Source organism: Noviherbaspirillum pedocola (assembly GCF_016632335.1).
GTDB lineage: Bacteria > Pseudomonadota > Gammaproteobacteria > Burkholderiales > Burkholderiaceae_D > Noviherbaspirillum_A > Noviherbaspirillum_A pedocola.
Genome location: NZ_JAEPBG010000007.1, coordinates 140,547 through 164,883 on the forward strand (window position 1 = coordinate 140,547; position 24,337 = coordinate 164,883).

The window sequence follows — 24,337 nt, forward strand, 5'->3', positions numbered from 1 at the left end:
GCCGGCGGCGACTTTAATCGGCTCGCCGCCACGCCGCATCCGAGCCTGCGAGCAACATCGGTTGCGAATTGTCACATCGCAGTGCGCGTGGGGCGTAACAGCTTCAGGTTTTGGGGCAAAAATGGTATCGTGCGGCAATCGAAAAATCCTTACGGAAATTTTTTCCCAGGAAACTCTGCCGAGAGCATATCGAAGAACAAATCCATGAAACATGGCTCAGTAAGCGGCGAGATCAGGCGTTCAATGCATGCAACAGACAGCGTGCCCAAGCCGCAGCGCAGGCCGACGGCGACTGCAGCGCCTGGCGCCAGCCCGGATGCGCCGGGATTGGTCTACCGTTTCCTGCTGCGCGATGACGGCAGCCAGGCTTTTCCCCATCTTTCCCGCGGCTGCCAGGCCCTGCTCGGCGTGTCGCCGCAATGGCTGCGCCGTCAGCCGGAAGGCCTCGCCGCATTGATCGTCGAGGAAGACCGCGCCTCCTTTGCTGCCGGCATGCGCGAATCGGCGCGTCGGCTCTCCATCTGGAACTGGGAGGGCCGCATCCGCATCGAGTCCTGGCACGACATCAAGTGGATCAATCTGCGCGCCGCACCGCGCCGGCTCGCCGGCGTCGGCGTGCAGTGGGAAGGGCTGATGACCAACATCACCCACGGCAAGCTGGCCGAGCAGGAGATTCTGCAATCGCGCCGGCAGCTGGCCGAGCTGAGCGCGCATGTCGACCAGGTCAAGGAAGAGGAAAGAAAGCGCATCGCGCAGGAAATCCATGACGACCTCGGCGGCAACCTGACCGCCATCAAGATGGCCGTGGCCCAGCTTCGCCGCCGCCTCGCGCAGGGCGCGCCGGAACTGACCGAACGCCTGGACTATGTCGACGCGCTGGTGGACCGCAGCATCGAGGCAGCGCACCGCATTTCCCGCGATCTGCGGCCCGGCATCCTGGACCTGGGCATCGTCGAGGCGATCGCCTGGCAGGCGCGGGAGTTCGAGAAGCAGTCGGGCATCCGCTGCGAACTGCATCTGCCGAGCGGCGATGTGCCGCTGCCCTCTTCCCGCGCCACGGCGCTGTTTCGCATTTTCCAGGAAGCGCTGACCAACATCGGCAAGCATGCTGGCGCCAGCGCGGTGCAGGTGCGGCTGGATGCGGCGCAGGACCGTCTGCATCTGAGCATCGCCGATGACGGTCGCGGCCTGGCCGAAGGCGAGCGGCGCCGTCCGGACGCTTTCGGCATACGCGGCATGCGCGAGCGCGCCCATGCGCTCGGCGGCGAATTCGACATCGGCAACGGCGAACGCGGCGGCTGCGTACTCTCGGTACTCCTGCCCAGGAATGACGCGCGCCTTGCTGCGCGGGATTGAACGGAAATGGCGGCATGAAAGAAAAAGAACATATCCGGGTATTGATCGCCGACGACCACGCGATCGTGCGCGAAGGCCTGAAGCAGATACTGGCCGACACGCCGAACATCGTTGTCACCGGCGAAGCGGAACACGGCGCGGCCGCGGTGCAGCTGGCGCGCCATGCGCAGGCCGAGGTGCTGCTGCTGGACATCTCGATGCCGGACCGCAACGGCATCGACGTGCTCAAGCAATTGCGCAAGGAAACCCCGGCGCTGGCGGTGCTGATGCTGTCGATGCACCGCGAGGACCAGTACGCGGTGCGCGCCCTGAAGGCCGGCGCGGCCGGCTACCTGAACAAGCAGAGCGCGCCGGCGGAACTGGTTGACGCGATCCGGCAGGTGGCATCGGGCCGCAAGTATGTGAGCCCGGAAGTGGCGCAGGAACTCGCGAACCAGGTCAGCGATGACCGCGACGCGCTGCTGCATGAAACTCTGTCCGACCGCGAATTCCAGACGCTGCGCATGATCGCCTCGGGCATGGCGGTCAGCGAAATCGCCGCCGAGCTGATGCTGTCGGTGAAGACGGTGTCGATGTACCGTTCGCGCCTCCTGGCAAAGATGAAGCTGCGGCACAACGCGGAACTGACGCATTACGCGATCAAGCACCGGCTGGTGGAGTGAATGCGTAGGTTGGGCTGACGAAGGAAGCCCAACGGAAGTCCGCACGGGATCGAGCTTCATGTTGGGCTTGCCAGCCCAACCTACGCAAAAGCGATCATTTCCCAAAAGAAATTCCTCCAGTTTCCACCCGTTTTTCGCTCGCACCGAATAAACCCCTTTTCCTCCCTCTAAATTCCCGATTGAAGCTGCCGTTATCCATCTACAGTGACGACTTCGCGAAAGGCGGCGACAAACCGCGGCCGGCGGCTCAGGACAAGGAGAAATCAGATGTTGCAATCGAGGCACGACAGCGCCAGGGGAAGGCGCGGACGATGCGGGAGTGCCTTTCGATGACCTGCGATGATGTGATTTCCCTGTACGAAAACCTGTCGCTGCTGACCCGGCAGATGCTGGAAGCCGCCCGCGGGCGAAACTGGGATCGGTTGCGCGAGTTAGAGGAGGCTTGCGCAGCCGAGATCGGTCGCCTGCACGACGATGCGCCGTTGCCGCCCCTGTCGGGCGAGCTGCGCGCGCGCAAGGTGCGCATATTGCAGCGCATCCTTGCCGACGATCGCGAAATCCGCACTATCACCGAGCCCTGGATGGAGCAACTCTCGCTGCTCCTGAACAGCGGCTCGGCGCGGACCTCTTCCACCTGCCGGCGCTCCGGCTGAAAACCGCATGGCAGGCGGCATCTCCAACCCGAGTCCCATTCTTGGCCAGGTCTCGCAGATCGCGCCGGCGCGCGCCGTTGCCGCGCTCGGCGACACCGGCGGCGAAAGCCTGCGCCGGCTCATGGGGCTGGAAGTCGGCAAAGCCTTTGCCGCGCAGGTGCTGTCGCGCCTGCCGGGCGGTGAATACCTGGTCGGCATCGCCGGCACCGTCGCGAAAATGGCCTTGCCGCAGGGCGCAGCCGTCGGCGACGCCCTGTCCCTGACCCTGATCGGCCGCGAGCCGCGACCGGTCTTCCTGCTGCCGAACGATGCCGCCCCTGCTGCCGGCGCCACGTTCAGTCCGGCCGCGCAACTGATCGACAGCCTCATGCGCCAGGAACGCGGTGATGCCGTCATCGCCCGCAGCCCGCTGCTTGCCGACACCGCTGCCGCGCAGGAAGCGGCGCCGCCGCTGGCCGACGCGCTGCGCACGGCGCTGGAACACAGCGGCCTGTTCTATGAATCGCATGTCGCGCAATGGGCCGCCGGACAGCGGACTATGGAAGCGCTGCTGCGCGAGCCGCAGATGCAGATGCAGTCGGCTATATCCAACGCGGCTGCCAACGCCGCTGCCGGCGTCGGCGCGCTCGTCGACCCGAGCTCCGCCGATAGCGCGCTGGCGAACGCGAGCATCGCGTCCCAGGCAGCGCCCGATGCCGCGATGCTGGCCGCCATGCAGCTCGACACCCTCGACAGCCACCGCGTCGCCTGGCAGGGCGAACTGTTTCCCGGCCAGCCGCTGCACTGGGAAGTGCGCGCCGAGGACGAAGGCACGTCCGCCCGCCAGGAAAGCGGCGGCACGCCAGAGCGCGCCTGGCACAGCGCAATACGCATCGATCTACCCGAACTCGGCGCGGTCGAAGCCCGGCTGGCGCTGCGCGGCAACCGGCTGCAGCTGCAGGTCGACGCCGCCGATATCGACGCCGCCGACACGATGCGTCGCGCCGGCGCGTCGCTGGCAACGGCGCTGGAAGCGGCCGGCATCACGGTCGAAGGCCTGACGGTGCGGCATGGACAGGCCTGATCCGCGCAAACGCGCCGCCGCGCTGGCCTATGCCAAGGGCGATGCCGCGCCGCGCGTGGTCGCCAAGGGCTATGGCCTGGTGGCAGAACAAATCATTGCGCGCGCCCGTGAGCATGGCGTGGCGCTGCACGAATCCAAGGAAATGGCCGCGCTACTCATGGGCGTAGACCTGGATCGGGAAATTCCGCCCGCGCTGTACCGCGCGGTCGCGGAGCTGCTGGTCTGGCTCTATCGCATGGAAAAGGCGCGGTCGAAGATAGAAAAACAAATCGGAAAGTAACCCCCCATGAGCACCCAATTCGATATCGGTGTCGACGACGTCGGCCCGTACCAGATCCATGGCCGCCGCGAGATCATCGCGCTGCTGCGGCGGCTGATAGAGCAGCGCCAGCTGGTGCGCATGATCTTCTCCGAAGGCGGCGAAGCCATCGCCACGACGGTGCTGGCCGCCAACGAGGATGGCGTGATCATCGACACCGTGCGCGATGCCGCGCAGGTCGATCGCATCCTGAAGAGTCGCTCGGTGTCCTTCGATACCACGCTGGACCGGATCCGCATCGCCTTCTTCGCCGCGAAGCTGCAAACCGCTTCCTGGGAAGGCACGCCGGCACTGTCCATGACACTGCCGGACAGCATGATCCGGCTGCAGCGTCGCGAGAATTACCGTGTGCTCACGCCGCGCTGCACGATACAGATGCCGGCCGAAGGCAATGACGATGCGCGCCGCCTGGCCTTCCCGGTGCAGAACCTGTCCGCCGGCGGCGTGGCGCTGATCGACGACAAGCTCAAGATCAATGCAACGCGCGGCCATCAGTACGAGGAGTGCGAACTGCAGCTGCCGGGCACGCAAAGCTTTCACGCCAGCCTGCGCGTGATGAACAGCCAGGACATCACACTGTACGACGGCAGAGTGGCGCGTCGCATCGGCTGCGAATTCGTCAATCTCGGCGGCGCGACGCTGGCGCTGGTGCAGCGCTATGTCAGCAAGGTACAGCGGGATCAGAACGCGAAGATGAACGGCATGGCCTGAACGGGGGCCGGCGTTCCAGGGCCTGCAGACAACTTCAGCTCGCAGCGCTCAATGCGCCACGGCCCACAAGGCCACCACGATCGCCACGCCAGCCACCGCCAGCGCAATCGCGCTCAGACGCTGCTGGCGCTCCAGCCGCTGTTCCAGCTCGGTCAGCGCCGCCTCGCTGCGCTCGGCCAGTTCGCGCAGCGCCGCGGCCTGCGCGGTCACGGCCTGCTGCAGTTCCGCAATCTGCAGCGCCTGCACGCGTTCATGCTCGACCGGCGTTTCCTCCTGCGCCGGGCGCGACGCGGTAAACAGCGGCAAAACGCCCTTGGCAAGATCGAGCAGATGCGGCGCGAGAGCGCGCATGGCGGCGGAAGTGAAGATCGACATGTATGGACCCGTGATTGCAAAAGCGTCAAGCATACGCGATCGCAGCGGGCGGCGCCCCACCGTCGCAGCGCGGATACAGGAGCGCGCAAGCCCGTTTCCCGGCCTGAAACATCGTTCAAAAAAGCATCGCTCGATGCTATGATCGCCCACCTTGCCCGCCGGGCCAGCAAGTGGACGAACACAAGTTGGTTGAAGGACAAAGGAGCGGAAATCGCGTCGCAAGAGGAAGGAAGCGCAGCAAAGGCGCTTCCGAATGCGGGCATGGTTCCCGCGCTTCTGCCCGTCCCGGGCGCGATTTTCACCACTCCTGCCTTCGCCGACCTGCAGCTCGAAACACTCGCCTTACCGCTTTCCTTGCGCTTCGAAGTCCATGCCAGCCAGCCATGCCACGCCTGCAGCGTTTCCCGATGTCCCCGACGGTTTCGAGCCGCTACAGCGCGGCGGACCGTGGTTCGGCCAACTTGGCCCGGTGTACGCCAGGCCGGCCGGCGAGACTGCGATCATCATCGGACTGCGCCTGGACGAACGCCATCTGAATGTGCGCGGCGTTGCGCATGGCGGCATGCTGATGACGCTGGCCGACAGCGCGCTCGGCATCGCGGTTCATCAGGCTGTAGCGCTCAAGGGCCTGGCCACGGTCAGCATGTCCTGCGACTTCCTCGAGCCCGCCGGCCCTGGCGCCTGGATGGAAGCGCATGTCGAACTCGGCCGCATCGGCGCGCGCATGGCCTTTGCCAGCTGTCATCTGGTCGTCAACGGCCGGCGCATTCTGCGCGCCAGCGGCGTATTCGCGCTGATGCGCAAATAAGCCGGCTGCAACGCGCATGCATACCGCCTGCGATCACGCAACACACAGCCGCGCCCTCCTCCACGTTCTCACCGGTCGGCGACATGTCGCCCGCTTCATGGATGCGAAATGAAATTCGACGACGATTCCGGCGCACCGGCGCTCGATGAGGTCCTCATCACCACCGAGCTGGCGCGCCGGCCGCAACGCGCGCACGACCATGCGGCGGAAAACCGCGCTCTCACCATGCTGGCCCACGAACTGGCCAGCCATCCGCACCGGATGCTGCAGACTTTGTCCGACCTGGTCCTCGCGCTGTGCGGCGCCGAGTCGGCCGGCATCAGCATCCTGGAGGCGGGCGATGGCGCGCACGTACTGCGCTGGCATGCGACCTCGGGCGCTTTTGCCTCCTACGTCAATGACGTGATGCCGCTGGAAGCAAGTCCTTGCGGCGTGGTCATCGAGCGCAACAGCATGCTGCTCTTCGACGACGCCGAGCGGATGTTTCCCGCGATGCGCGGGCTCGAACCGAAGTCGCGCGAATGCCTGCTTGCGCCCTGGGCCGTTGACGGCGTCGTGACCGGCACCGTCTGGGCCGTCACGCACGATCCGGACCGGCACTTCGATGCCGAGGACGCGCGCCTGCTGCAGAGCCTGGCCGCCTTCGCCGCTTCGGGTTACAAGACCATGCAGTCGCTGGCCGAAGCCGAGTCGGCCCGCTCCGATCTCGAGCGCCGGGTGCAGGAGCGCACTGAGCTGCTTGCGCGCAGCAATCGCGACCTGGAACACGAGATCGCGCAGCGGCGCCAGGCCGAGGCCGCGCTGCTCGCCAGCCAGGAAGAACGCTATCGTCGCCTGTTCTCGATGATGGACCAGGGTTGCTGCGTGCTCGATCGCCTGCCGCGCGCGCCGGGACAGCCGGTCGACTTCCGCTATCTCGAAGCCAACGAAGCGATGACGCGGCACACCGGATTGCGCGACGTGATCGGCAAGACCATCCTCGAACTCGTGCCCAATGCCGATCCGGCGATCATGGCGATCTATGACCGGGTCGCATCGACCGGTGAGTCGCAGCGCTTCGAAAGCTATCTGAAAACACTGGACCTGTGGATCGATGCGCAAGTCTATCCGGCCGAGGCGCCGGGACAGGTCGCGGTATTGTTCAGCAATATCTCCGAGCGCAAGCGCGTCGAGCAGGCCCTGAAGGATGCCGACCAGCGCAAGGACGAGTTCCTCGCCACGCTCGCGCATGAACTGCGCAACCCGCTGGCGCCGATCAGCAACGCGGTGCAGATCCTGCAGCGGCCGGACGGCCGGCGCAAGGCGGACCGCATGATCGAAATGATCGGTCGCCAGGTGCAGCAGATCATCAAGCTGGTGGACGATCTGCTGGAAATCTCGCGCATCACGCGCGGCAAGATCGCGCTGCAGCGCGAGCCGATCCGTCTGGAAGACGTTGTCGCCAACGCAATCGAAACCAGCCGCCCGCAGATCGACGCCGGCCATCACCAGTTATACGTGAGCCTGCCCGAAGAAACGATCGTCCTCGATGCCGATGCGGTGCGGCTCACGCAGGTGCTGTCGAACCTGCTCAACAATGCCGCCAGGTACACCAATCCGCATGGCCGCATCGAGCTCTGCGCGCGCATCGAAGACGGCCAGGCGCGCATCGCGGTGCGCGACAACGGCATAGGCATACCTTCAGCGCAGCTGCCGCATCTCTTCGAAATGTTCACGCAGGTGCACCGGGGCCACGCCTCCAGCCAGAGCGGCCTGGGCATCGGCCTGGCCATGGTGCGCAAGCTGGTCGAGCTGCATGGCGGCGTGGTGACGGCGCACAGCGATGGTCCGGGCCGGGGCAGCGAATTCATCGTGTGCCTGCCGCTGGCCGCAGCGGCGCATGCCGACGACGCGCCGGTCCCAATCGCTGCGGCAAGATCACCGCTGAGCGGCGAACGCATCCTCGTCGTCGACGACAACCGCGATGCCGCCGATTCGCTGGCCATGCTGCTTGAAGCCGCCGGTGCTGAAGTCAGTACGGTCTACGACGGCGAATCCGCGCTGGCCGCGCTCGCGGCGAGTCAGCCGCGGCTGTTACTGCTCGACCTAGGCATGCCCGGCATGGATGGCTATGCGGTCGCGTGCGCGGTGCGCGCCGATGCGCGTCTTCGTGAACTGCGCATCGTGGCGCTGACCGGCTGGGGTCAGGAGAGCGAACGCGTGCGCACGCGGGAATCGGGCTTCGACCATCACTTGACCAAGCCGCTGGATCTGCAGGCATTGGAAGCCTGGCTGGCAGGTATGCGCAAGGATTGATGCAGCAGCCGCTCGCGCAACCCAGACTCCGGCAGCGCGCAACGTGCAGCCAGCTACGCGGTGCCGCCCTTGTGCTTCCGGGGCTTTTACCCCGAGCGCAAAATTCGAACGCCCCCTGACGCGCCGGTCGCCAACGAGCGCGTGCTGTTGCAGTTGCAGTTGCAGTTGCAGTTGCAGCTGGTTTTGGCTTTTGTCGTTGTCGTTGCCGTTGCCGTTGCAGTTGCTTTTAATCCCGTTGATCGCGCCGTGTCGCCGGGCCCTGAAGCGGATAAGGTGCGGCGTCTGTCTGAGCGAAGCGCAGCGTAGCGAGTTTAGCCGCGCCCCGCTTCAGGGCCCGGCGACACGGGAACCCCGCGCAGCGGGGCGCGATCTCCGGGTCGCCTTTTCTTGGTTACTTCTTTTGGCGAATGCAAAAGAAGTGACCCGGCTGCCGGGCCGGGACCCGGCTTGTTCGCCAAGCGCGATGGCCGTTTCGGGTCACCGGGCCTAGAAACTTCGATCGGGCGGGCCTTTCAATCCAAACCTCAATCAACGCGACGACGACCAAGGCAAGAGCCTGCCCCCTCAACGACATCACTCCGGTGATGCAAAACGTTCAGCGCCCCCTCGACCTAGCCGGGTCCCGGCCCGGCAGCCGGCCTACTTCTTTTGCGCGCCAAAAGAAGTAGGCAAGAAAAGGCGCCCCGGAGATTGCGCCCCGCTGCGCGGGGTCCCCGTGCCGTCGATGCCCGAAGCGGGGCGCGGCTAAACTCGCTACGCTGCGCTGCGCTCAAACAGACGCCGCACCTTTTCCCGCTCCGGGCATCGCCGTCACGGCGCAATCAACGGGGGTTAAAAGCAACGGCAACGGCAACGACAGAGGCAACGGCAACGGCAACGGCAACGGCAACTGCAACTGCAACTGCAACTGCAACTGCAACTGCAACTGCAACTGCAACTGCAACTGCAACTGCACCGTACCCTTATCTCGCCCAGCCAACCTTATCTCGAACTACCGACGGCCTGAACGACAACTTGACGCCACCTTGAAAGGGCTGGCTTGCCGGCCCAACCTGCGTCACCGCCGCCTCACCCCTGCGCCGCAATCTGCCGCAGCGCCTGCGCAAACACCTGCGCCGGCTGTCCGCCCTGGATCAGGTGCCTGTCGTTGACGATCACCGCGGGCACCGAGTGAATGCCGGCATCGAGATAGAAGCGTTCACGCTCGCGCACCGCGTCCGCATAATCGCCGCTCTCCAGCACCTGCCGCGCACGCTCGGCAGGCAGGCCGGCACGCTCGGCGGCGGCCACCAGCACCGCCTGGTCGGACGGATTTTCGCCGCGGGTGAAATAGGCGTCGAACAGCGCATGCTTGAGCTCGCGCTGCCGGCCCTCTTCCTCGGCCCAGTGCAGCAGGCGGTGCGCATCGAAGGTGTTGTAGATGCGCCGGCGCGCATCCATGCTGAAAGTGAAGCCGACTTCCGCGCCGCGCTGCCGTATCGTTTCCTGGGTGCGCGCGGTCTGCTCGGGCGAGGCGCCGTACTTGCGGCCGATGTGCTCGAGGATGTCTTCCCCTTCCGCCTCCATTTGCGGATTGAGCTCAAAAGGCTGGAAATGCATCTCGGCGCGGATTTCCGGCGCCACTTCGGCCAGCGCCTGCTCCAGGGCGTTCAGGCCGATGGCGCACCACGGGCAGGAGATGTCGGAAACAAAATCGATTTTCATGTTGGCGCTCATTGCGGCGTCGCTCCACGGATGATGGAAAACATGCATATGCCTGCGCTTGCCGGATATTCAATGACGCGGTGATTTCACGCAATCGCATTGGCGTCGAATCACCGCAGAATTGTTTCAGCAAACAGGCAGACAACCCGACATGGATTTCACAAACGGCGCTACGGCGCTCCCCTCCTTCGATACGCAAACCGTCCCGTCCAGCGACAAGCGCTACCGCGCCGCGCGGCCCACGGGCGCGAAAAAGCCAGGCAATCTCGATACGCTGCTGCGCAATACCTTCGGCCTGCGCCGCCTGCGTCCCGGCCAGCGCGAAGTCATCTCCAGTGTGCTCGGCGGCACCGATACCTTCGCCATGATGCCCACCGGCGGCGGCAAGTCGCTGTGCTATCAGCTGCCCGCCTTGTGCCTGTCGGGAATGGTGATCGTGGTGTCGCCGCTGATTTCCCTGATGCGCGACCAGCATGCGAAGCTCGTGGAACTCGGCATTGCCGCGGTGCAGTTGAACAGCGCGATTCCACGCGAGGAAGAGGAGGCAGGCCTGGCGGCGATTGCGTCAGGCCGCTGCCGCATCGCTTTCGCCACGCCGGAGCGCCTGACCCATCCCGAGTTTCTCGACGTGCTGCGCAGCCAGACCATCGCGCTGTTCGTGGTCGACGAGGCACATTGCGTGTCGCAATGGGGCCATGACTTCCGCCCGGCCTATCTGGAACTCTCCGCGGCGATCGAAGCGCTGGGTCATCCGCCGGTGCTGGCGCTGACCGCCACCGCGACCGAGGAAGCGGCGCAGGACATCGTCAGGCAGCTCGGCATGCGCCGGCCGCGCATCGTCGACACCGGCATTTATCGCGACAACCTGGTCTACGAAGTCGTGCAGGTCACCAGCGAGGACGAAAGGCTGGCCGAACTGCTGCGTGCGGTGGACGCGCAAGGCGGGTCCGGCATCGTGTATTGCGCTACCGTGGCCGCGGTCGAGGCGGTGCATGCGGCGCTGGCCGAGCGCGGTGCGAGTGTGTCGCTGTACCACGGCCGCTTGTCGGCCAAGGACAGGCAGCAGAACCAGGATCGCTTCATGGAAGGTGCAACCCGGGTGATGGTCGCCACCAATGCCTTCGGCATGGGCATCGACAAGGCCGACATCCGCTTCATCATCCATTTCCAGATGCCGGGCACGCTGGAAGCGTATTACCAGGAATCCGGACGCGCCGGACGCGACGGTGAAGACGCCTGCTGCATCCTGCTGTTCCATTACAAGGACAAGCGGCTGCAGCAGTTCTTCCTGGTGCGCGACTATCCGGGCGGCGCCGATGTGCGCACCGTGTATGCGGCAGCACTTGATCTGGTGCGTGAAGGGCCGATTGCGCTGGCCACGCTGTGTGACGCGCTGCCCGAGCTGCATGAATCGCGGGTGCGGGTGACGGTGAAGCTGCTGAAGAGCGCCGGGCTGCTGGCGCAGGACAAGCGCCTGCGCGTCCGTGCCGGGAAGAAGGCGGCCGCGACCGAGGGTTTTGATGCGCTGGCCGCGGCCTATGCCGACAAGTCCGAGCACGACCGCGAAGCGCTGGAGCAGATCGTTGCCTATTCGCAGAGCGGTTATTGCCGCTGGCGACTGCTGCTGGACTACTTCGGCGCGAACGAGGATGAAATTCGCGACTGCGGCCGCTGCGACAATTGCCGCCGGCTGCAGGCCGGCGACCTGCCGCCGGCGCCGATCGAAGTTGCGGAGCCGGCGCCGGCGGCCAGCGAGCCGGTTGCGCCGCTGTTTGCCGTCGGCAGCCGGGTGCGGGTGCCGCAGCACGAGGAAGGCGAAGTCATCGCGATTGCCGGCGACAAGGTGACGATCGCTTTCGCCGATGGCGAACCCAGGATCTTTCTAGCCAGTTATGTGCAGCCGAGCGATAGCCCGGCGAGCCTGGCCTGACATGCAATCGCAAGGAATGACGACCATGAATGAAACGCAAGCCTGTTCCGAAGAGGACGATGTCTCGATGTGGCTCATCTTCGAGGAGCCGCCGGCCTTTCCGAACCAGTATGTGGCGCGGCGCTATTGCAGCTGCATGGAAACCGGCGAATTCGTTGTCGGCGACACGCTGGCAGACGTGCGCGCGAAGCTGCCGCCGGGCCTGATGCGGCTCGAGCGCAGCAGCCACGACGAACCGAGCCTGCGCGAATCCTGGCTATGAGGCTTTTTCGGAGAGTTGCATGAATCAGGGCTTGCAAAGCGTGCTGCGCTATCTGCAGGACAACAGCTTGAAACTCGTCACCGCCGAATCCTGCACCGCCGGGCTGATCGCATCGATGCTCGCCGACGAGCCGGGCAGCGGCAGCTGGCTGGAATGCGCGTTCGTCACTTATTCGCCACAGGCCAAGATCGCGCTTCTCGGCGTGCGCAAGGAAACGATAGACCGCTACAACCTGACCAGCGAGGAAGTGGCGCGGGAGATGGCTGAAGGTGCGCTCAAGGCATCGCGTGCCAATGTCGCCATCGCCGACACCGGCGTAGCCGGCCCGGGCGATGGCGAAGGCGGCATCCCCGCCGGCACGATTTGCTTTGCCTGGGCATTCGAGCGTGACGGCGGCGTGCAGGTGTTTTCCGAAACACGCAAATTTGACGGCGACCGCAACGCGATCCGCCAGGCCGGCGCCGAATACGCGATCGGGCGCATCTGGCAGCACCACAACGAGGCGGTGCGGGACGAGCAGTAGCCAGCCCGGCAATCGGCCAGGCATCGACCGCGAAGCGCGCCGCGCCTGGTCAACAGAATTCAGCGCTTCTGTTCGATGCGCTGAAATTCCTCGCTCGTATCGACCACACCTTCACTCATCTGCTGCAGCGCCCGCGCATCGTCCAGGGCCTCGGCGCCTGGCTCGGCCCGGGCTTCGCGCTCGCGCGCGGCGCGTTCCGCTTCTTCCCGTTCTTCCCGTTCTTCCCTATTGCGACGCTCGGCCGCGCTTTCCGATGGCTTTTCCATGATCGTCTCCACGATGGTCATCCTAGAGCGTATTCGCCCTGACTGGACTCAACGAGGCCGAGGTGCATTGTCGTCGGAACAAGGCGCGACGACGAGCCGTACCGGAAGTACGGCGAGGAGCCGCAACGCAGTGCCGGCGGCAATGCGGCCGGCGTCGTGAGGCTGGTCAGGGTGAATACGCTCTAGGCGCATGCTGTTTTCGACCATAACAACGAACGACGATTCCCAAACACAGTAATCACGGCATTGCATGACGGAAATACGTTATGATGAGCCAAAATATTGCCGTTTGAAAACTTTTTATAACAAAGTAGCGATAACCGTCGGTTACTCCCATGCAAACTCTTGCTCTACCTTATTTCGAACAGGCCGATTTGCTGAGCGCATTGGCCGACTGCACCCAGGACCAACTCGATGCGCTGGGGTTCGGCGTGATTGGCTTCGACGCCGCAGGCGTGGTGCGGCGATACAACCGTTTCGAGTCGGTCGCTTCCGGACTGTCGCCGCAGCGCGTGCTGAACGCTGAACTGTTTTCTACGGTGGCGCCGTGCATGAACAACTTCATGGTGGCGCAGCGCTTCGAGGATGCTGCGGCAACCGGCGCGGCGCTCGACGACACCATCGCCTATGTGCTGACGCTGCGCATGCGGCCCACGCGCGTGAAGCTGCGTCTTCTGGCCGATCCCGCGCAGGAGATGCGCTATGTACTGGTTGAGCGTGCAGTCTGAGCCATGAACCACGCCAACGGCATCGAAGCGGAATACGAGGCGCTACTGCAATTTCTCTATCTGGCGCCGGTCGGTCTGGTACAGATGACGCCGGACGGCGGCGTCACGATCATGAACCCCCTGGCGGCGCAGCTGTTGATGCCGCTGTCGCGCGACGGCGGCCTGGACAATCTGTTCCGCGTGCTCGAGCCGGTTGCGCCGGAGTTGCGCAACCTGGCCGAATCCTTTACCGCTGACAGCGGCACCATCTGCGACTCGCTGCGGGTGCAGCTCACCGCCGGCATTCCGGGTCGCGTCGATCCGCGCATGCTGTCGGTGTCGCTGCTGCGCCTGGATGCGGCGCGGACCATGGCGGTGCTCACCGACATCACCGTGGCCGTCAAGCGCGAGCGCCAGCTGCGGCAGAGCGAAGCCTGGTTCAATGCGGTGCTCAACGACGTGACCGACTATGCGCTCATGGCGCTGGATACGGCCGGCCGCATCGAAATCTGGAACCCCGGCATCGCGCGGCTGACCGGCTATGACGCCGCCCGCGTGACCGGGCAAAGCCTGGCGCTGTTCCATGCGCCGGGCGCGATCACGCCGGAGCGTATCGCCGACCGGCTGCATGAAGCCGATTGCAATGGCTGGAGCCTGGACGAAGGCTGGTGCGTGCGCGCTGATGGCAGCCGCTTCTGGGCCAGCACGATGATCGCTCCGCTCACCGGCATCGACGATGAACCGAATGGTCAAACGGAAGAGGCCCGCGGCTATGCGCTGATCATTCGGGACATCAGCGACCGGCGTGACAACGCCGAGCGGCTGCTGCGCGAAAGCGAATGCGATCACCTGACCGGCATCGCCAACCGCCGCAAATTCTTCCAGGTGGCGGAGCTCGAGCTGCAGCGCTGGAATCGCGCGCCGCGGCCGCTGGCGCTGTTGGTGATCGACGCAGACCATTTCAAGCGCATCAACGACACCTGGGGCCATGCGGCCGGCGACGCCGTGCTGCGCAATCTGGCGCGCACGCTCACGTCCTCGCTGCGCGATATCGATGCGGTCGCGCGCATCGGCGGCGAGGAATTCGCCGCGCTGTTGCCGTCGACCGATTTGGCCGACGCAATGAACCTGGCGCAGCGCCTGTGCGATGCGGTTGCGGCGCAGCGCGTGGACATCGGCGACAGCAGCATCGGCTATACCGTCAGCATCGGCGTGGCGGTGATGCACAAGGGCATCGCCGGCCTGGATTTGTTGCTGCGCGAAGCCGATGCCGGGCTGTATAGCGCCAAGCGCGCCGGCCGCAATCGCATCGCCCATGCGGCGCCCACCCTGGAGAACGCGTGAAATCCGGCGCGCGAGCATGAGCGAGAACACCATGCCGCACAACGATGCCGATGCTGCGCGCCAGGCGCGGCTGATCAGCCTCGGCCTGTACGAACGCTCGGTAGAAGCCAGCGCCAACGCCATGATGATCACCAGCGCCGAAGCGCCGGAGTATGCGATCGAATATGTGAATCCCGCCTTCGAGCGCATCACCGGCTATAGCGCGGGGGAAGTCATCGGCCGCAACTGCCGCTTCCTGCAGGGCGATGACCAGGATCAGCCGGGACTGCAGGAAATCCGCAGGGCGCTCGCCGAGCAGCGTGCCACCAACGTGGTGCTGCGCAATTACCGCAAGGACGGCACGCTGTTCTGGAATCACCTGTACGTGGCGCCGGTGGAGGATACGGATGGCGCCGTGACCCACTTCGTGGCCTCACAGTACGACATCACCGAGATCAAGAGCTACGAGATGACGCTGCGCCACCTGGCCACGCATGACGAGCTCACTGGCCTAGCCAACCGCAGCCTGCTCAATGACCACTTGCGCGGCGCCATGGCGCGGGCCGAGCGCAGCGGCAGCCAGATCTGGGTCGTGTTTCTCGACCTCGACCGTTTCAAGGTATTCAACGACAGCCTCGGCCACATGGCCGGCGATGTGTTCCTGATGACGATCGCGCAGCGGCTGCAGGCCTCGCTGCGCGCCACCGACCTGGTCGCGCGCCTGTCCAGCGACGAATTTGCGCTGGTGCTGTGCGAACAGCCGGGTCACCGCCTGAATTTTCTGCTGCTCGAGCGCATCGCCAATGCGGTGCAGCAGGCGCTGCAATTCGACCGCAAGGATTTCTTCCTGACCTGCAGCATGGGCGTGGCGATTTATCCGGCCGATGGCGTGGATGCCGAACAATTGATCGAGCGCGCCGACATGGCGATGTTCCAGGCCAAGGAACGCGGCCGCAACAACTACCAGTTCTATACCGACGCGATCAACCAGCGCGCCCTGGAGCGCATGCAGATCGGCAGCGCGCTGCGCGCCGCCATCGAGCGCGAGGAATTCGTGCTGCATTACCAGCCGCAGCTCGATCTCGACAGCGGCCGCGTGATCGGCACGGAGGCGCTGATCCGCTGGCGGCATCCGGAAATGGGCCTGGTCTATCCGGACCGCTTCATCGGCATTGCCGAGGAAACCGGGCTGATCGTGGCCATTGGCGACTGGGTGCTGCGAACCGCGTGCCAGGAAACGAAACGCTTGCAGGGCTTGGGGCATCCGGACTTGCGGGTTGCGGTGAATCTGTCGGCGCGCCAGTTCGCGCGCAGCGATCTGGCGCATGGCATCGAAGCCGCGCTGCAGGATTCCGGGCTCGAACCCTGCTGCCTGGAAATCGAAATCACCGAGAGCCTGATGATGCATGACGTCGATGGCGCGATCGGCTCGCTCCGGGCATTGAAGGATTTGGGCGTGCGCCTGTCGATCGATGACTTCGGCACCGGCTATTCGTCGCTGGCTTATCTGAAGCGCTTCCCGATCGACAATCTGAAGATCGATCGCTCCTTTGTTTCGGACATCGTTTCAGGGCACGAGGAAGCGGCGATCGTGTCATCGATCATCTCGCTTGCGCACAACCTGAGATTGCAGGTCACGGCCGAGGGTGTGGAGACCGAGGAACAGCTTGCCTATCTGCGCAATCGCCGCTGCAACAAGATGCAGGGTTATCTGTTCAGCAAGCCTGTGCCGGCCGAGATGCTGCCGGCCCTGCTGGGCGCGTGTTTGCCTGCGCCGGCAACCGCGCTCTGACGGTTACCGACGCAGCGATACGATTACCGATTCGTAGCTGGCGCGGTCGAGGTATTGGCCGCGCCGTTCTGGCCGACATTCTGCGTTTGCTGCGCATTCGCATTGGCCTGCTCGGCTTTCTTCTTGGCGTGATGATGACCGATCGCGCAGCCAGCCGCCGCGCCGACCATGCCATGCTTGCCGGCAACATGGCCGGCCGCGCCGCCCACAGCCGCGCCAGTCAGACAGCCTTTGGCCGAAGCCGCGCCTGACGCGCCGGCAATCGCGGTAAACAGGCAAAGCGCCAGCACACGGGTTTTGAGGGTGTTCATGAGCATCTCCTTCTTTCTCTGAGTGAAAACATTGCGCCGCAGCCTGCCGGTATGCCCTGACTGCGGCAGCGAATGCGGGATCTGGTTACCGTAAGGCTGATGATGCACGGTTGGTAAGGAAGAGGCTGTGCGCTGGCGAACACTCGGTGCAAGATGGATGAATCGGCAAATGCCATGCCAAAAGCTCGCAGGGCCTGCGGTGCATCCCTGCACCGCAGGCCCTGCGTATTGCCGGCGCAGCGCTGCCGGCAAGCGTAGCAGCGTCAGACTTAGTCTTGCGATTTGGCCTTGGCCTGCGCATCGGCGGGCTTCGGTTTGCCCTGGGCATCGCTCAGGCGATACTTGGTACGACGATCGCCCATCAATTCACGCAATTCCCGGATGTCCATGTTCGACACTTCATGCATGCGTATCAGCATCGACGCGCCGACCGGCAGACGGCGGTGACGGATCTTGCTGATGACTGGCGGCGCGACTTCAAGCGCACGCGACAGGGCCGCATCATTCTTGAGATTCAGGCGCTCGATCAACGAATCCAGCAGATTGTCCGGGTTGTAGGTGACCTGGGATGTGAGTTCATGCGATTGCTGCGGGTCTTGCGATTGCGGTTGCTGTTCCATGACTTCTCCATCAATTCATGAGTTGATCACTTGCGCACAGGATTGCCGCAGTGCATGACAACTATCCTCAGAAAAAAGTGCACCAAGAATAGCACTTTGGCAACGCTTAAACAAAATTTTCATAAGATTTTGCCAACTTCTTGCGCCAGCTCAGCGGATTTCATCCGATGTGGCTGCCGGCACTTCTTCGGCATCGCCGGATGAGACACTGCCTGCGCCGGATGAGCCTGACATTCGATTGGACTGGGGCGGGTTGGTTTCCACCGCCTGCCGCGCGGCGAGCCGCGCACCGGTCACCGGGTCGCGCCCCATGCCGGCAAGCAACTGCGACACCTGCTCATCATTCAGCGGCGGCTTGTCACGCGGGCCTGCCGGCATGCCATGCGTGGCCGTCGTGATGCGAACATCGTCCGCTTCGTCTGTTATTCCGGAGGCAGATTCGACTGTCGTCGCGCCCGCCTCCGGCGTTTCGGCGGTGATGAGTATGCCGGGGTGCTCATCCGGTTCCCCGGCCTGAGGCAATGCGGCGATGACCGGCTGGCGCGGCAGTTGCGGGAAGCTGGCGCCGACGTCGACGAGTCCGGCCTTGGCCGCGGCCTGGAAGAAGTCGCCGGCCAAGAGCAGCGCATTGTGGCCGCCCTGCCCCCAGTAGGCGCTGCGCATCGTGACACGGGCATCGTTGAAGCCGACCCAGCTGCCAACGACGAGCTGCGGATGCATCAGCATGAACCAGCCGTCGGTATTGTTCTGCGTAGTGCCGGTCTTGCCGGCGACGTCGGCGCCGGTGGCGAAGCGCTTCTTCAACAGCGTGCCGGTGCCGCGCCGGATCACGTCGCGCATCATGTCGATCAATTGCACATCGGTGCCTTCGGAGAGCACCCGCGTCGGCGGCGCATCGAATTGCGCGATGACCGTGCCATTGCGGTCGGTGATGCGACTGACGACGATCGGCTCGCGATAAACGCCGCCGCGCGCGATGGTCGCATATGCGCCAGCCATTTCGAGCAGCGTCACCGGGCTGGTGCCCAGTGCCAGCGAGGGCACCGGATCGAGGCGGCTGCGCCGGATGCCGGCGCGGCGGGCGAGATCGGCGATATCCGGCACGCCGACATCGCGCATCACCTGCGCGGTAATGCTGTTGCGCGAGAAGACCAGACCGTCGCGCAGGGTCATGATGCGGCCGGTCGGACCGCCCATGTCGGTCGGGCGCCAGATCTTGCCGTCCGGCAGGCGGATTTCAATCGCCGCATCGGTGTACGGGCGCTCCGGCGCGAAGCCGCGCTCCAGCGCCGCGCCGTAGACGAAGGGCTTGAACGTCGATCCCGGCTGGCGCGCGGCCTGGGCCACATGGTCGTACTGATCGGTGGCGAAGTCACGGCTGCCGACCCAGGCCTTCACTTCGCTGCTGGCAGGGTCGATGGCCACGAAGCCGGCTTCGAGCCGCGTCTTGGCCGCGCGCACCTGTGCCAGCAGGCGCTTGTCATGGCGTACCGCGCGCAGCGCGGCGGCTTCGCCAGATGTCTTCGCTTCCCTGCGGAATTCCGGCGTCTCCTTCAGGAAGCTGTCTTCCAGCGCCGGGTTGTCGCGCCAGAAGTTGCGGAAGGGTTCCACCTTCGACGCCATGCTCAGATACGGGCCGATCTCTTCGGACAGCGGCCGGTCGGTCGGCCGCGCCCATTCCACGCCGGCCACTGCCTGCAGCACGGCGGTCTGCCGCTCGACCGATTTCACCGCCAGCGCCTGCAGTTTCGGATCGAGCGTGGTCTGGATCACCAGGCCTTCGGCGCCGAGGTCATGGCCGTTGCGCTCGGCCCAGTCCGAGGCGAAGCGGCGCACGTATTCAACGAAATGGCTGGCATTGCCGGCATCGTCCACGGGCCGCTGAAAGCGCACCCCAAGCTCCTGCGCACACAGGTCCTGGTAAACGCCTTGCGCGAGATAGCCATGGCGCAGCATCTGCCCCAGCACCACGTTGCGCCGCGTCTTCGCGCGCGCCGGATTGACGATGGGATTGTAGTAGTGCGTGCCCTTCAACATGCCGACCAGGGTTGCGGCTTCGCGCGGTCCGAGCTCGGCCGCGGATTTGCCGAAATAGGTGCGCGCAGCCATCTCGATGCCGTACACGTTGTACAGAAAGGGCACGGTATTCAGATAGGTTTCCAGGATCGCGTCCTTGCCGTAGCGCTCTTCAACGCGCAGCGCGGTGACCATTTCCTTGAGCTTGCGCGTGACGGTGCGCTGCCGGCCGACTTCCTGCGGATACAGGTTGCGCACCAGCTGCTGCGTGATGGTCGAGCCGCCCTGGGTCTCGCCGCCGGCGGTATGCAGGACGGCGGAAACGGTGCGGGCAAAGTCGACGCCATGATGCTGGTAGAAGCGCTGGTCTTCGGTGGAAATCAGCGCATGGATCACGTCCGGCGACACCCGCGACAGCGGCACCCATTCGCGTTGCAGGCTGCGCAGCACGGCGAGTTCGCTGCCGTCGGCAGCGCGGATGACGCTGGGCTTAATGGCCCGCACCTCGGGCAGACGGTCGGTAAAAGGCATGTCCCGGATCATCGTCCAGGCCAGGACGGCAAGTATCAGCGCGCTGGCGAAACCGGCTACGGCAATGACTTTGACGGCATGAAACAGCGCGCCGGCCGCCGCAGGCAGCCAGCCGCGCCGACGGGGAGGCTTCTTGTTCTCCACGATCTTCCTCGGCGGCAGTTCGAGGCGTCAGTCTGCCGCGTCAGCGAATGGCGGGTATTGCGGATTTCGTTGTGGGGAGGGGCTGGAATGGCGCCGGCTTGCGCGTTGTCGAAGGAATTGCGGATCGCGGCGCGACGGTTTGGACGGAAAGATGCCGGGAGGAATGGGTAGGGTGGGCGCAGCCCACGCGGTTCGTTGATCGCATCACCGCGTGGACTGCGCCCACCCTACGCTACGACACAAGCAGCTTACGCCGCTTGCTTTTCCCCTGCCCCGGCGCGCAACTGCGCCAGCAGCGCCGCTTCCTTCGCCTGCGCCGCCTGCAGATGCCGCGCCTTCACATGGCCGTAGCCGCGGATGTCGTCGGGAATCGACGCCAGTTGCACCATCTGCGCCAGATTGCCCGTCGACAGCGCCGGCAGCAGCGCCGACAGATTGTCCCGATAGCGAGCGATCAGCGCGCGCTCGGTCCTGCGTTCTTCGGTATGGCCGAACGGATCGAACAGCGTGCCGCGCAGGCTGCGCAGCCTGGCCAGGATGCCGAAGGCCGAGCGCATCCACGGACCGTACTCGCGCTTGACCAGCCGGCCCTGGCTGTCGCGTTTTGCCAGGATCGGCGGCGCCAGGTGGAATTTCAGCTTGTAATCGCCCTCGAACATGCCGGCCACCTTCGCCGCGAACGCCGGGTCGGTATGCAGCCGCGCCACCTCGTACTCATCCTTGTAGGCCATCAGCTTGAACAGGTTGCGCGCGACCGCCTCGGTCAGCCGCAGCGGCGCGCCGTCGGCGACCCCGGTCTCGGCAGCGCGCACCTGCGCGACGAAGTCGCTGTACTGCCGCGCATAGCCGGCATTCTGGTAGGCGGTAAGGAAGGCGACGCGGCGCGCGATCACATTGTCCAGCGACGGCGCGCGCTTGAATTCCACCACCTGCGCCGGCGCCGCCGCCCGCGCCAGCGCTTCCACCGTCGCCGGGCTGTGCGCCGCGATGCGTCCCCAGACGAAGGCCTGCTGGTTGAAGTCCACCGACACGCCGTTGAGCACGATTGCCCGCGCGATCGACGCTTCCGACAGCGGCACCCAGCCCTTCTGCCAGGCATAACCGAGCAGGAACAGGTTGGTGGCGATGGTGTCGCCCATCAGCGCGGTGGCAATGCGGCCGGCATCGATCACATCGACCCGGTCCGCGCCGCAGGCCCGGCGGATTTCGCCTTCGGCGGCGCCGGCCGGATATTGCCAGTCCGGATTGCGCACGAAGGCAGCGGTCGGCGAACCGGTGGCATTCACCACCGCATGCGTGCGACCTTCGGCCATGCGCGACAGCGCGTCGCCGCCGGCAGTGACGATTTCATCGCAGCCGATCACGAGATCGGCGCCGCCCGCGCCGACGCGGGTCGAGAACAATTGTTCCTGCCGGTCGGCCAGGCGCACATGCGACAGCACCGGCCCGCCCTTCTGCGCCAGGCCGCTCATGTCGAGCACGGTGCAACCCTTGCCTTCGATATGCGCGGCCATCGCCAGGATCTGGCCGACCGTGATCACGCCGGTGCCGCCGACGCCGGTGACCAGCACGCCGTAAGGCTCGGCCGTGGTCGGCAGCGCCGGATGCGGTAAGTCGGCCGCAGTCGGCACCGGCTTGTCGCTGGTCGCCGTCGCCTTCTTCGGCTTCTTCAGCTGCCCGCCTTCGACGGTGACAAAGCTCGGGCAGAAGCCGTTGACGCAGGAATAGTCCTTGTTGCAGGACGACTGGTTGATGGTGCGCTTGCGGCCGAACTCGGTTTCCAGCGGCTCGACCGACAGGCAGTTCGATTGCACGCTGCAGTCGCCGCAGCCTTCGCATACTGCCTCGTTGATCACGACGCGCTTGGCCGGGTCCGGAAATTCCTTGCGCTTGCGGCGGCGGCGCTTCTCGGAGGCGCAGGTCTGGTCGTAGATCAGCGCCGACACGCCAGGACACTCGCGCAATTCGCGCTGCACGTCGTCGAGTTCGCTGCGGTGGCGGATGGTGACGCCCGGCGCCCAGTTGGTGACCGGCGGATATTTTTCCGGGTCGTCGGTGACAACGATGATCGGCTTCACGCCCTCGGCGGCGATCTGGCGCGAAATCATGGCCGGGTCGAGCGGGCCGTCGACATGCTGGCCGCCGGTCATCGCCACGGCGTCGTTGTACAGGATCTTGTAGGTGATGTTGACCTTGGCGGATACCGCGGCGCGGATGGCCAGGATGCCGGAATGGAAATAGGTGCCGTCGCCGAGGTTGGCGAACACATGCTTTTCGCTGGTGAACGGCGCGCAGCCGAGCCAGGTCACGCCCTCGCCGCCCATGTGGGTGAAGGTGGCGGTTTCGCGGTCCATCCACAGCGCCATGTAGTGGCAGCCGATGCCGGCCAGCGCGCGGCTGCCTTCGGGCACCTTGGTCGAGGTGTTGTGCGGGCAGCCCGAGCAGAAATGCGGCATGCGGTCGCGGCTCGGATCGGGCGCGGTCACCTTCAGCGCCGCCTCGCGCGCTTCGAGATAGGCGATGCGTTCGCGCACCCGCGCTTCGATCGGATGGCCGGCGAAATAACGGGAAATACGGCTGGCGATGGCTCGGGCGATCAGCGCCGGGTTCAATTCATAGGTTGCCGGCAGCAGCCAGTGGCCGTGGCCTTCGCGATGCGCATTGCTCCATTCGCCGGTGTCGTCGAACTTGCCGACCACGCGCGGACGCACATCGTCGCGCCAGTTGTACAGCTCTTCCTTGAGCTGGTATTCGAGGATCTGGCGCTTTTCCTCGACCACCAGGATTTCCTCCAGCCCCTGCGCGAATTCGCGCACGCCCTCGGCTTCCAGCGGCCAGGTCATGCCGACCTTGTACAGGCGGATGCCGATGTCGCGCGCCACCTCTTCATCGATGCCGAGGTCGGCCAGCGCTTCGCGGGTGTCGAGATAGGATTTGCCGGCGGTGATGATGCCGATGCGCGCGCGCGGGCTGTCCCAGACGATGCGGTTCAGGCGGTTCGCGCGCGCATAGGCCAGCGCCGCGTACCACTTGTAATTGTTCATCCGCGCTTCCTGCGCCAGCACCGCGTCCGGCCAGCGGATGTTGAGGCCGTCGGGCGGCAATTCGAAGTCCTGCGGAATCGTGATCTGCACGCGGTTCGGATCGAGGTCGACCGAGGCGCCGGATTCGACCAGGTCGGTCACGCATTTCATCGCTACCCACAGGCCGGTGTAGCGGCTCATGGCCCAGCCGTGCAGGCCATAGTCCAGGTATTCCTGCACCGAGGACGGATACAGCACCGGGATGCCGCAGGCCTTCAGGATGTGTTCGCTCTGGTGTGCGGTGGTCGAAGATTTGGCCGCGTGGTCGTCGCCAGCCAGCACCAGCACGCCGCCGTGCGGGCTGGTGCCGGCCATGTTCGCATGCTTGAACACATCGCCGCAGCGGTCCACGCCGGGCCCCTTGCCGTACCACATGCCGAATACGCCGTCGTATTGCGCGCCCGGGAACAGGTTCACCTGCTGCGTGCCCCAGATGCTGGTAGCGGCCAGGTCTTCGTTCAGGCCGGGATGAAAACGGATGTGCTGCGCTTCGAGATATTTCTTCGCCTTGAGCGCGGTCAGGTCGATGTTGCCCATCGGGGAACCGCGATAGCCGCTGACGTAGCCGGCGGTATTGAGCCCGGCGCGCGCATCGCGCATGCGCTGCGCCATCGGTAGTCGGACCAGCGCCTGGGTGCCGGTCAGGAAGGCGCGCCCGGTCTCCAGGGTGAATTTGTCATCGAGGGAAATATCGGCGGATGGCGGCTGCCGGTCTACGGGAAGCGGGGCGTTCATGCTGTCTCCTGTCCAAAAATCGTGTCTTTGGTTGCGAGGTATTCTCGGCCAACGACCCACCTTGTGGGCGGGCCGTCTCGGGCGACCAGTGTACCGCAAACAGTAGCGCGTTTTTCTGCGGCCGGACTTGACGGTTCCGGCCGTCATG

22 protein-coding genes are annotated in these 24,337 nt (G+C 65.1%); 14 read left to right on the top strand and 8 right to left on the bottom strand.

What is annotated here, in order from left to right:
- Positions 1-243 precede the first annotated feature (243 nt).
- The 6 genes from JJB74_RS17170 to JJB74_RS17195 all read left to right on the top strand — a co-directional run bounded on the left by JJB74_RS17170 (position 244) and on the right by JJB74_RS17195 (position 4,764).
- Entirely contained in the window at positions 244-1,356 is a 1,113-nt protein-coding gene (locus JJB74_RS17170; protein ID WP_234484249.1) for a sensor histidine kinase, read from the top strand.
- 14 nt (positions 1,357-1,370) lie between these two features.
- Positions 1,371-2,018 carry a response regulator gene (locus tag JJB74_RS17175; protein WP_200593734.1) on the top strand — a complete coding sequence of 216 codons (648 nt, stop codon included), beginning with the start codon at positions 1,371-1,373 and terminating at the stop codon, positions 2,016-2,018.
- Between the two features lie 179 nt (positions 2,019-2,197).
- Positions 2,198-2,671 carry a flagellar protein FliT gene (locus JJB74_RS17180; RefSeq protein WP_234484250.1) on the top strand — a complete coding sequence of 158 codons (474 nt, stop codon included), beginning with the start codon at positions 2,198-2,200 and terminating at the stop codon, positions 2,669-2,671.
- A gap of 7 nt (positions 2,672-2,678) precedes the next feature.
- The gene (gene fliK, locus JJB74_RS17185) at positions 2,679-3,734 is read left to right on the top strand and encodes a flagellar hook-length control protein FliK (protein ID WP_200593735.1); all 1,056 of its coding nucleotides are present in this window, start codon (positions 2,679-2,681) and stop codon (positions 3,732-3,734) included.
- On the top strand, positions 3,721-4,014 hold the full coding sequence (locus JJB74_RS17190) for an EscU/YscU/HrcU family type III secretion system export apparatus switch protein (protein WP_200593737.1): 294 nt from the start codon (positions 3,721-3,723) through the stop codon (positions 4,012-4,014). Before fliK ends, JJB74_RS17190 begins: the two co-directional genes overlap by 14 nt.
- 6 nt (positions 4,015-4,020) lie before the next feature.
- A complete protein-coding gene (locus tag JJB74_RS17195; RefSeq protein ID WP_200593739.1) occupies positions 4,021-4,764 on the top strand; it encodes a flagellar brake protein in 744 nt (247 codons plus the stop codon).
- A gap of 48 nt (positions 4,765-4,812) precedes the next feature.
- On the opposite strand, the gene JJB74_RS17200 is transcribed toward JJB74_RS17195, so the two are convergent.
- A complete protein-coding gene (locus JJB74_RS17200) occupies positions 4,813-5,139 on the bottom strand; it encodes a hypothetical protein (RefSeq protein WP_200593741.1) in 327 nt (108 codons plus the stop codon).
- A gap of 370 nt (positions 5,140-5,509) precedes the next feature.
- Between JJB74_RS17200 and JJB74_RS17205 the strand changes: the two genes are divergently transcribed.
- Together JJB74_RS17205 and JJB74_RS17210 are read left to right on the top strand one after the other, a co-directional pair.
- Positions 5,510-5,947 (top strand): PaaI family thioesterase, encoded by a 438-nt coding sequence (locus JJB74_RS17205; RefSeq protein WP_200593743.1) that lies wholly within the window; start codon positions 5,510-5,512, stop codon positions 5,945-5,947.
- A gap of 108 nt (positions 5,948-6,055) precedes the next feature.
- Complete coding sequence (locus tag JJB74_RS17210; RefSeq protein ID WP_200593745.1) at positions 6,056-8,242, top strand: hybrid sensor histidine kinase/response regulator; 2,187 nt, start codon at positions 6,056-6,058, stop codon at positions 8,240-8,242.
- Positions 8,243-9,011: 769 nt separating this feature from the next.
- On the opposite strand, the gene JJB74_RS17215 is transcribed toward JJB74_RS17210, so the two are convergent.
- On the bottom strand, positions 9,012-9,221 hold the full coding sequence (locus JJB74_RS17215) for a hypothetical protein (RefSeq protein ID WP_200593747.1): 210 nt from the start codon (positions 9,219-9,221) through the stop codon (positions 9,012-9,014).
- Positions 9,222-9,310: 89 nt separating this feature from the next.
- Complete coding sequence (locus tag JJB74_RS17220; protein WP_200593749.1) at positions 9,311-9,958, bottom strand: DsbA family oxidoreductase; 648 nt, start codon at positions 9,956-9,958, stop codon at positions 9,311-9,313.
- 139 nt (positions 9,959-10,097) lie between these two features.
- Here JJB74_RS17220 and JJB74_RS17225 point away from each other — a divergent pair, with 139 nt between their 5' ends.
- Genes JJB74_RS17225 through JJB74_RS17235 form a run of 3 tightly spaced genes read left to right on the top strand, consistent with a single transcriptional unit; the run spans position 10,098 to position 12,661 of the window.
- A complete protein-coding gene (locus tag JJB74_RS17225; RefSeq protein WP_200593751.1) occupies positions 10,098-11,876 on the top strand; it encodes a RecQ family ATP-dependent DNA helicase in 1,779 nt (592 codons plus the stop codon).
- A gap of 25 nt (positions 11,877-11,901) precedes the next feature.
- Positions 11,902-12,138, top strand: coding sequence for a hypothetical protein (locus JJB74_RS17230; RefSeq protein ID WP_200593753.1), 237 nt, complete (start codon positions 11,902-11,904; stop codon positions 12,136-12,138).
- Positions 12,139-12,157: 19 nt separating this feature from the next.
- On the top strand, positions 12,158-12,661 hold the full coding sequence (locus JJB74_RS17235; RefSeq protein ID WP_200593755.1) for a CinA family protein: 504 nt from the start codon (positions 12,158-12,160) through the stop codon (positions 12,659-12,661).
- Positions 12,662-12,720: 59 nt separating this feature from the next.
- Here the strand turns inward: JJB74_RS17235 and JJB74_RS17240 are convergent, their stop codons facing one another.
- A complete protein-coding gene (locus JJB74_RS17240; RefSeq protein ID WP_200593757.1) occupies positions 12,721-12,927 on the bottom strand; it encodes a hypothetical protein in 207 nt (68 codons plus the stop codon).
- 335 nt (positions 12,928-13,262) lie between these two features.
- Between JJB74_RS17240 and JJB74_RS17245 the strand changes: the two genes are divergently transcribed.
- The 3 genes from JJB74_RS17245 to JJB74_RS17255 are packed head-to-tail and all read left to right on the top strand — an operon-like array spanning position 13,263 to position 16,749.
- A complete protein-coding gene (locus JJB74_RS17245) occupies positions 13,263-13,655 on the top strand; it encodes a PAS domain-containing protein (protein ID WP_200593759.1) in 393 nt (130 codons plus the stop codon).
- A 3-nt stretch (positions 13,656-13,658) separates the two neighbouring features.
- Entirely contained in the window at positions 13,659-14,978 is a 1,320-nt protein-coding gene (locus JJB74_RS17250) for a sensor domain-containing diguanylate cyclase (RefSeq protein WP_200593761.1), read from the top strand.
- Positions 14,979-14,994: 16 nt separating this feature from the next.
- A complete protein-coding gene (locus JJB74_RS17255) occupies positions 14,995-16,749 on the top strand; it encodes a putative bifunctional diguanylate cyclase/phosphodiesterase (RefSeq protein ID WP_234484251.1) in 1,755 nt (584 codons plus the stop codon).
- A 23-nt stretch (positions 16,750-16,772) separates the two neighbouring features.
- Here the strand turns inward: JJB74_RS17255 and JJB74_RS17260 are convergent, their stop codons facing one another.
- From JJB74_RS17260 to JJB74_RS17275, 4 genes are all read right to left on the bottom strand, one after another.
- On the bottom strand, positions 16,773-17,060 hold the full coding sequence (locus tag JJB74_RS17260) for a hypothetical protein (RefSeq protein WP_234484252.1): 288 nt from the start codon (positions 17,058-17,060) through the stop codon (positions 16,773-16,775).
- Between the two features lie 269 nt (positions 17,061-17,329).
- Positions 17,330-17,680 carry a hypothetical protein gene (locus JJB74_RS17265; RefSeq protein ID WP_200593765.1) on the bottom strand — a complete coding sequence of 117 codons (351 nt, stop codon included), beginning with the start codon at positions 17,678-17,680 and terminating at the stop codon, positions 17,330-17,332.
- A gap of 150 nt (positions 17,681-17,830) precedes the next feature.
- Positions 17,831-20,371: a penicillin-binding protein 1A gene (locus JJB74_RS17270; protein WP_200593767.1), complete on the bottom strand. Its 2,541-nt coding sequence runs from the start codon at positions 20,369-20,371 to the stop codon at positions 17,831-17,833.
- Positions 20,372-20,619: 248 nt separating this feature from the next.
- Positions 20,620-24,189 (bottom strand): indolepyruvate ferredoxin oxidoreductase family protein, encoded by a 3,570-nt coding sequence (locus tag JJB74_RS17275; RefSeq protein WP_200593769.1) that lies wholly within the window; start codon positions 24,187-24,189, stop codon positions 20,620-20,622.
- Positions 24,190-24,337 lie beyond the last annotated feature (148 nt).

Excerpts from the sequence above, each read along its gene's own strand:
- JJB74_RS17210 (WP_200593745.1), top strand. The coding sequence starts at position 6,056 with ATGAAATTCGACGACGATTCCGGCGCACCGGCGCTCGATGAGGTCCTC.
- JJB74_RS17265 (WP_200593765.1), bottom strand. The coding sequence starts at position 17,680 with ATGGAACAGCAACCGCAATCGCAAGACCCGCAGCAATCGCATGAACTC.
- JJB74_RS17230 (WP_200593753.1), top strand. The coding sequence starts at position 11,902 with ATGAATGAAACGCAAGCCTGTTCCGAAGAGGACGATGTCTCGATGTGG.
- JJB74_RS17225 (WP_200593751.1), top strand. The coding sequence starts at position 10,098 with ATGGATTTCACAAACGGCGCTACGGCGCTCCCCTCCTTCGATACGCAA.
- JJB74_RS17240 (WP_200593757.1), bottom strand. The coding sequence starts at position 12,927 with ATGGAAAAGCCATCGGAAAGCGCGGCCGAGCGTCGCAATAGGGAAGAA.
- JJB74_RS17170 (WP_234484249.1), top strand. The coding sequence starts at position 244 with ATGCATGCAACAGACAGCGTGCCCAAGCCGCAGCGCAGGCCGACGGCG.
- JJB74_RS17205 (WP_200593743.1), top strand. The coding sequence starts at position 5,510 with ATGCCAGCCAGCCATGCCACGCCTGCAGCGTTTCCCGATGTCCCCGAC.
- JJB74_RS17200 (WP_200593741.1), bottom strand. The coding sequence starts at position 5,139 with ATGTCGATCTTCACTTCCGCCGCCATGCGCGCTCTCGCGCCGCATCTG.
- JJB74_RS17275 (WP_200593769.1), bottom strand. The coding sequence starts at position 24,189 with ATGAACGCCCCGCTTCCCGTAGACCGGCAGCCGCCATCCGCCGATATT.
- JJB74_RS17250 (WP_200593761.1), top strand. The coding sequence starts at position 13,659 with ATGAACCACGCCAACGGCATCGAAGCGGAATACGAGGCGCTACTGCAA.
- JJB74_RS17245 (WP_200593759.1), top strand. The coding sequence starts at position 13,263 with ATGCAAACTCTTGCTCTACCTTATTTCGAACAGGCCGATTTGCTGAGC.
- JJB74_RS17255 (WP_234484251.1), top strand. The coding sequence starts at position 14,995 with ATGAGCGAGAACACCATGCCGCACAACGATGCCGATGCTGCGCGCCAG.
- JJB74_RS17235 (WP_200593755.1), top strand. The coding sequence starts at position 12,158 with ATGAATCAGGGCTTGCAAAGCGTGCTGCGCTATCTGCAGGACAACAGC.
- fliK (WP_200593735.1), top strand. The coding sequence starts at position 2,679 with ATGGCAGGCGGCATCTCCAACCCGAGTCCCATTCTTGGCCAGGTCTCG.
- JJB74_RS17175 (WP_200593734.1), top strand. The coding sequence starts at position 1,371 with ATGAAAGAAAAAGAACATATCCGGGTATTGATCGCCGACGACCACGCG.
- JJB74_RS17190 (WP_200593737.1), top strand. The coding sequence starts at position 3,721 with ATGGACAGGCCTGATCCGCGCAAACGCGCCGCCGCGCTGGCCTATGCC.
- JJB74_RS17220 (WP_200593749.1), bottom strand. The coding sequence starts at position 9,958 with ATGAGCGCCAACATGAAAATCGATTTTGTTTCCGACATCTCCTGCCCG.
- JJB74_RS17260 (WP_234484252.1), bottom strand. The coding sequence starts at position 17,060 with ATGAACACCCTCAAAACCCGTGTGCTGGCGCTTTGCCTGTTTACCGCG.
- JJB74_RS17195 (WP_200593739.1), top strand. The coding sequence starts at position 4,021 with ATGAGCACCCAATTCGATATCGGTGTCGACGACGTCGGCCCGTACCAG.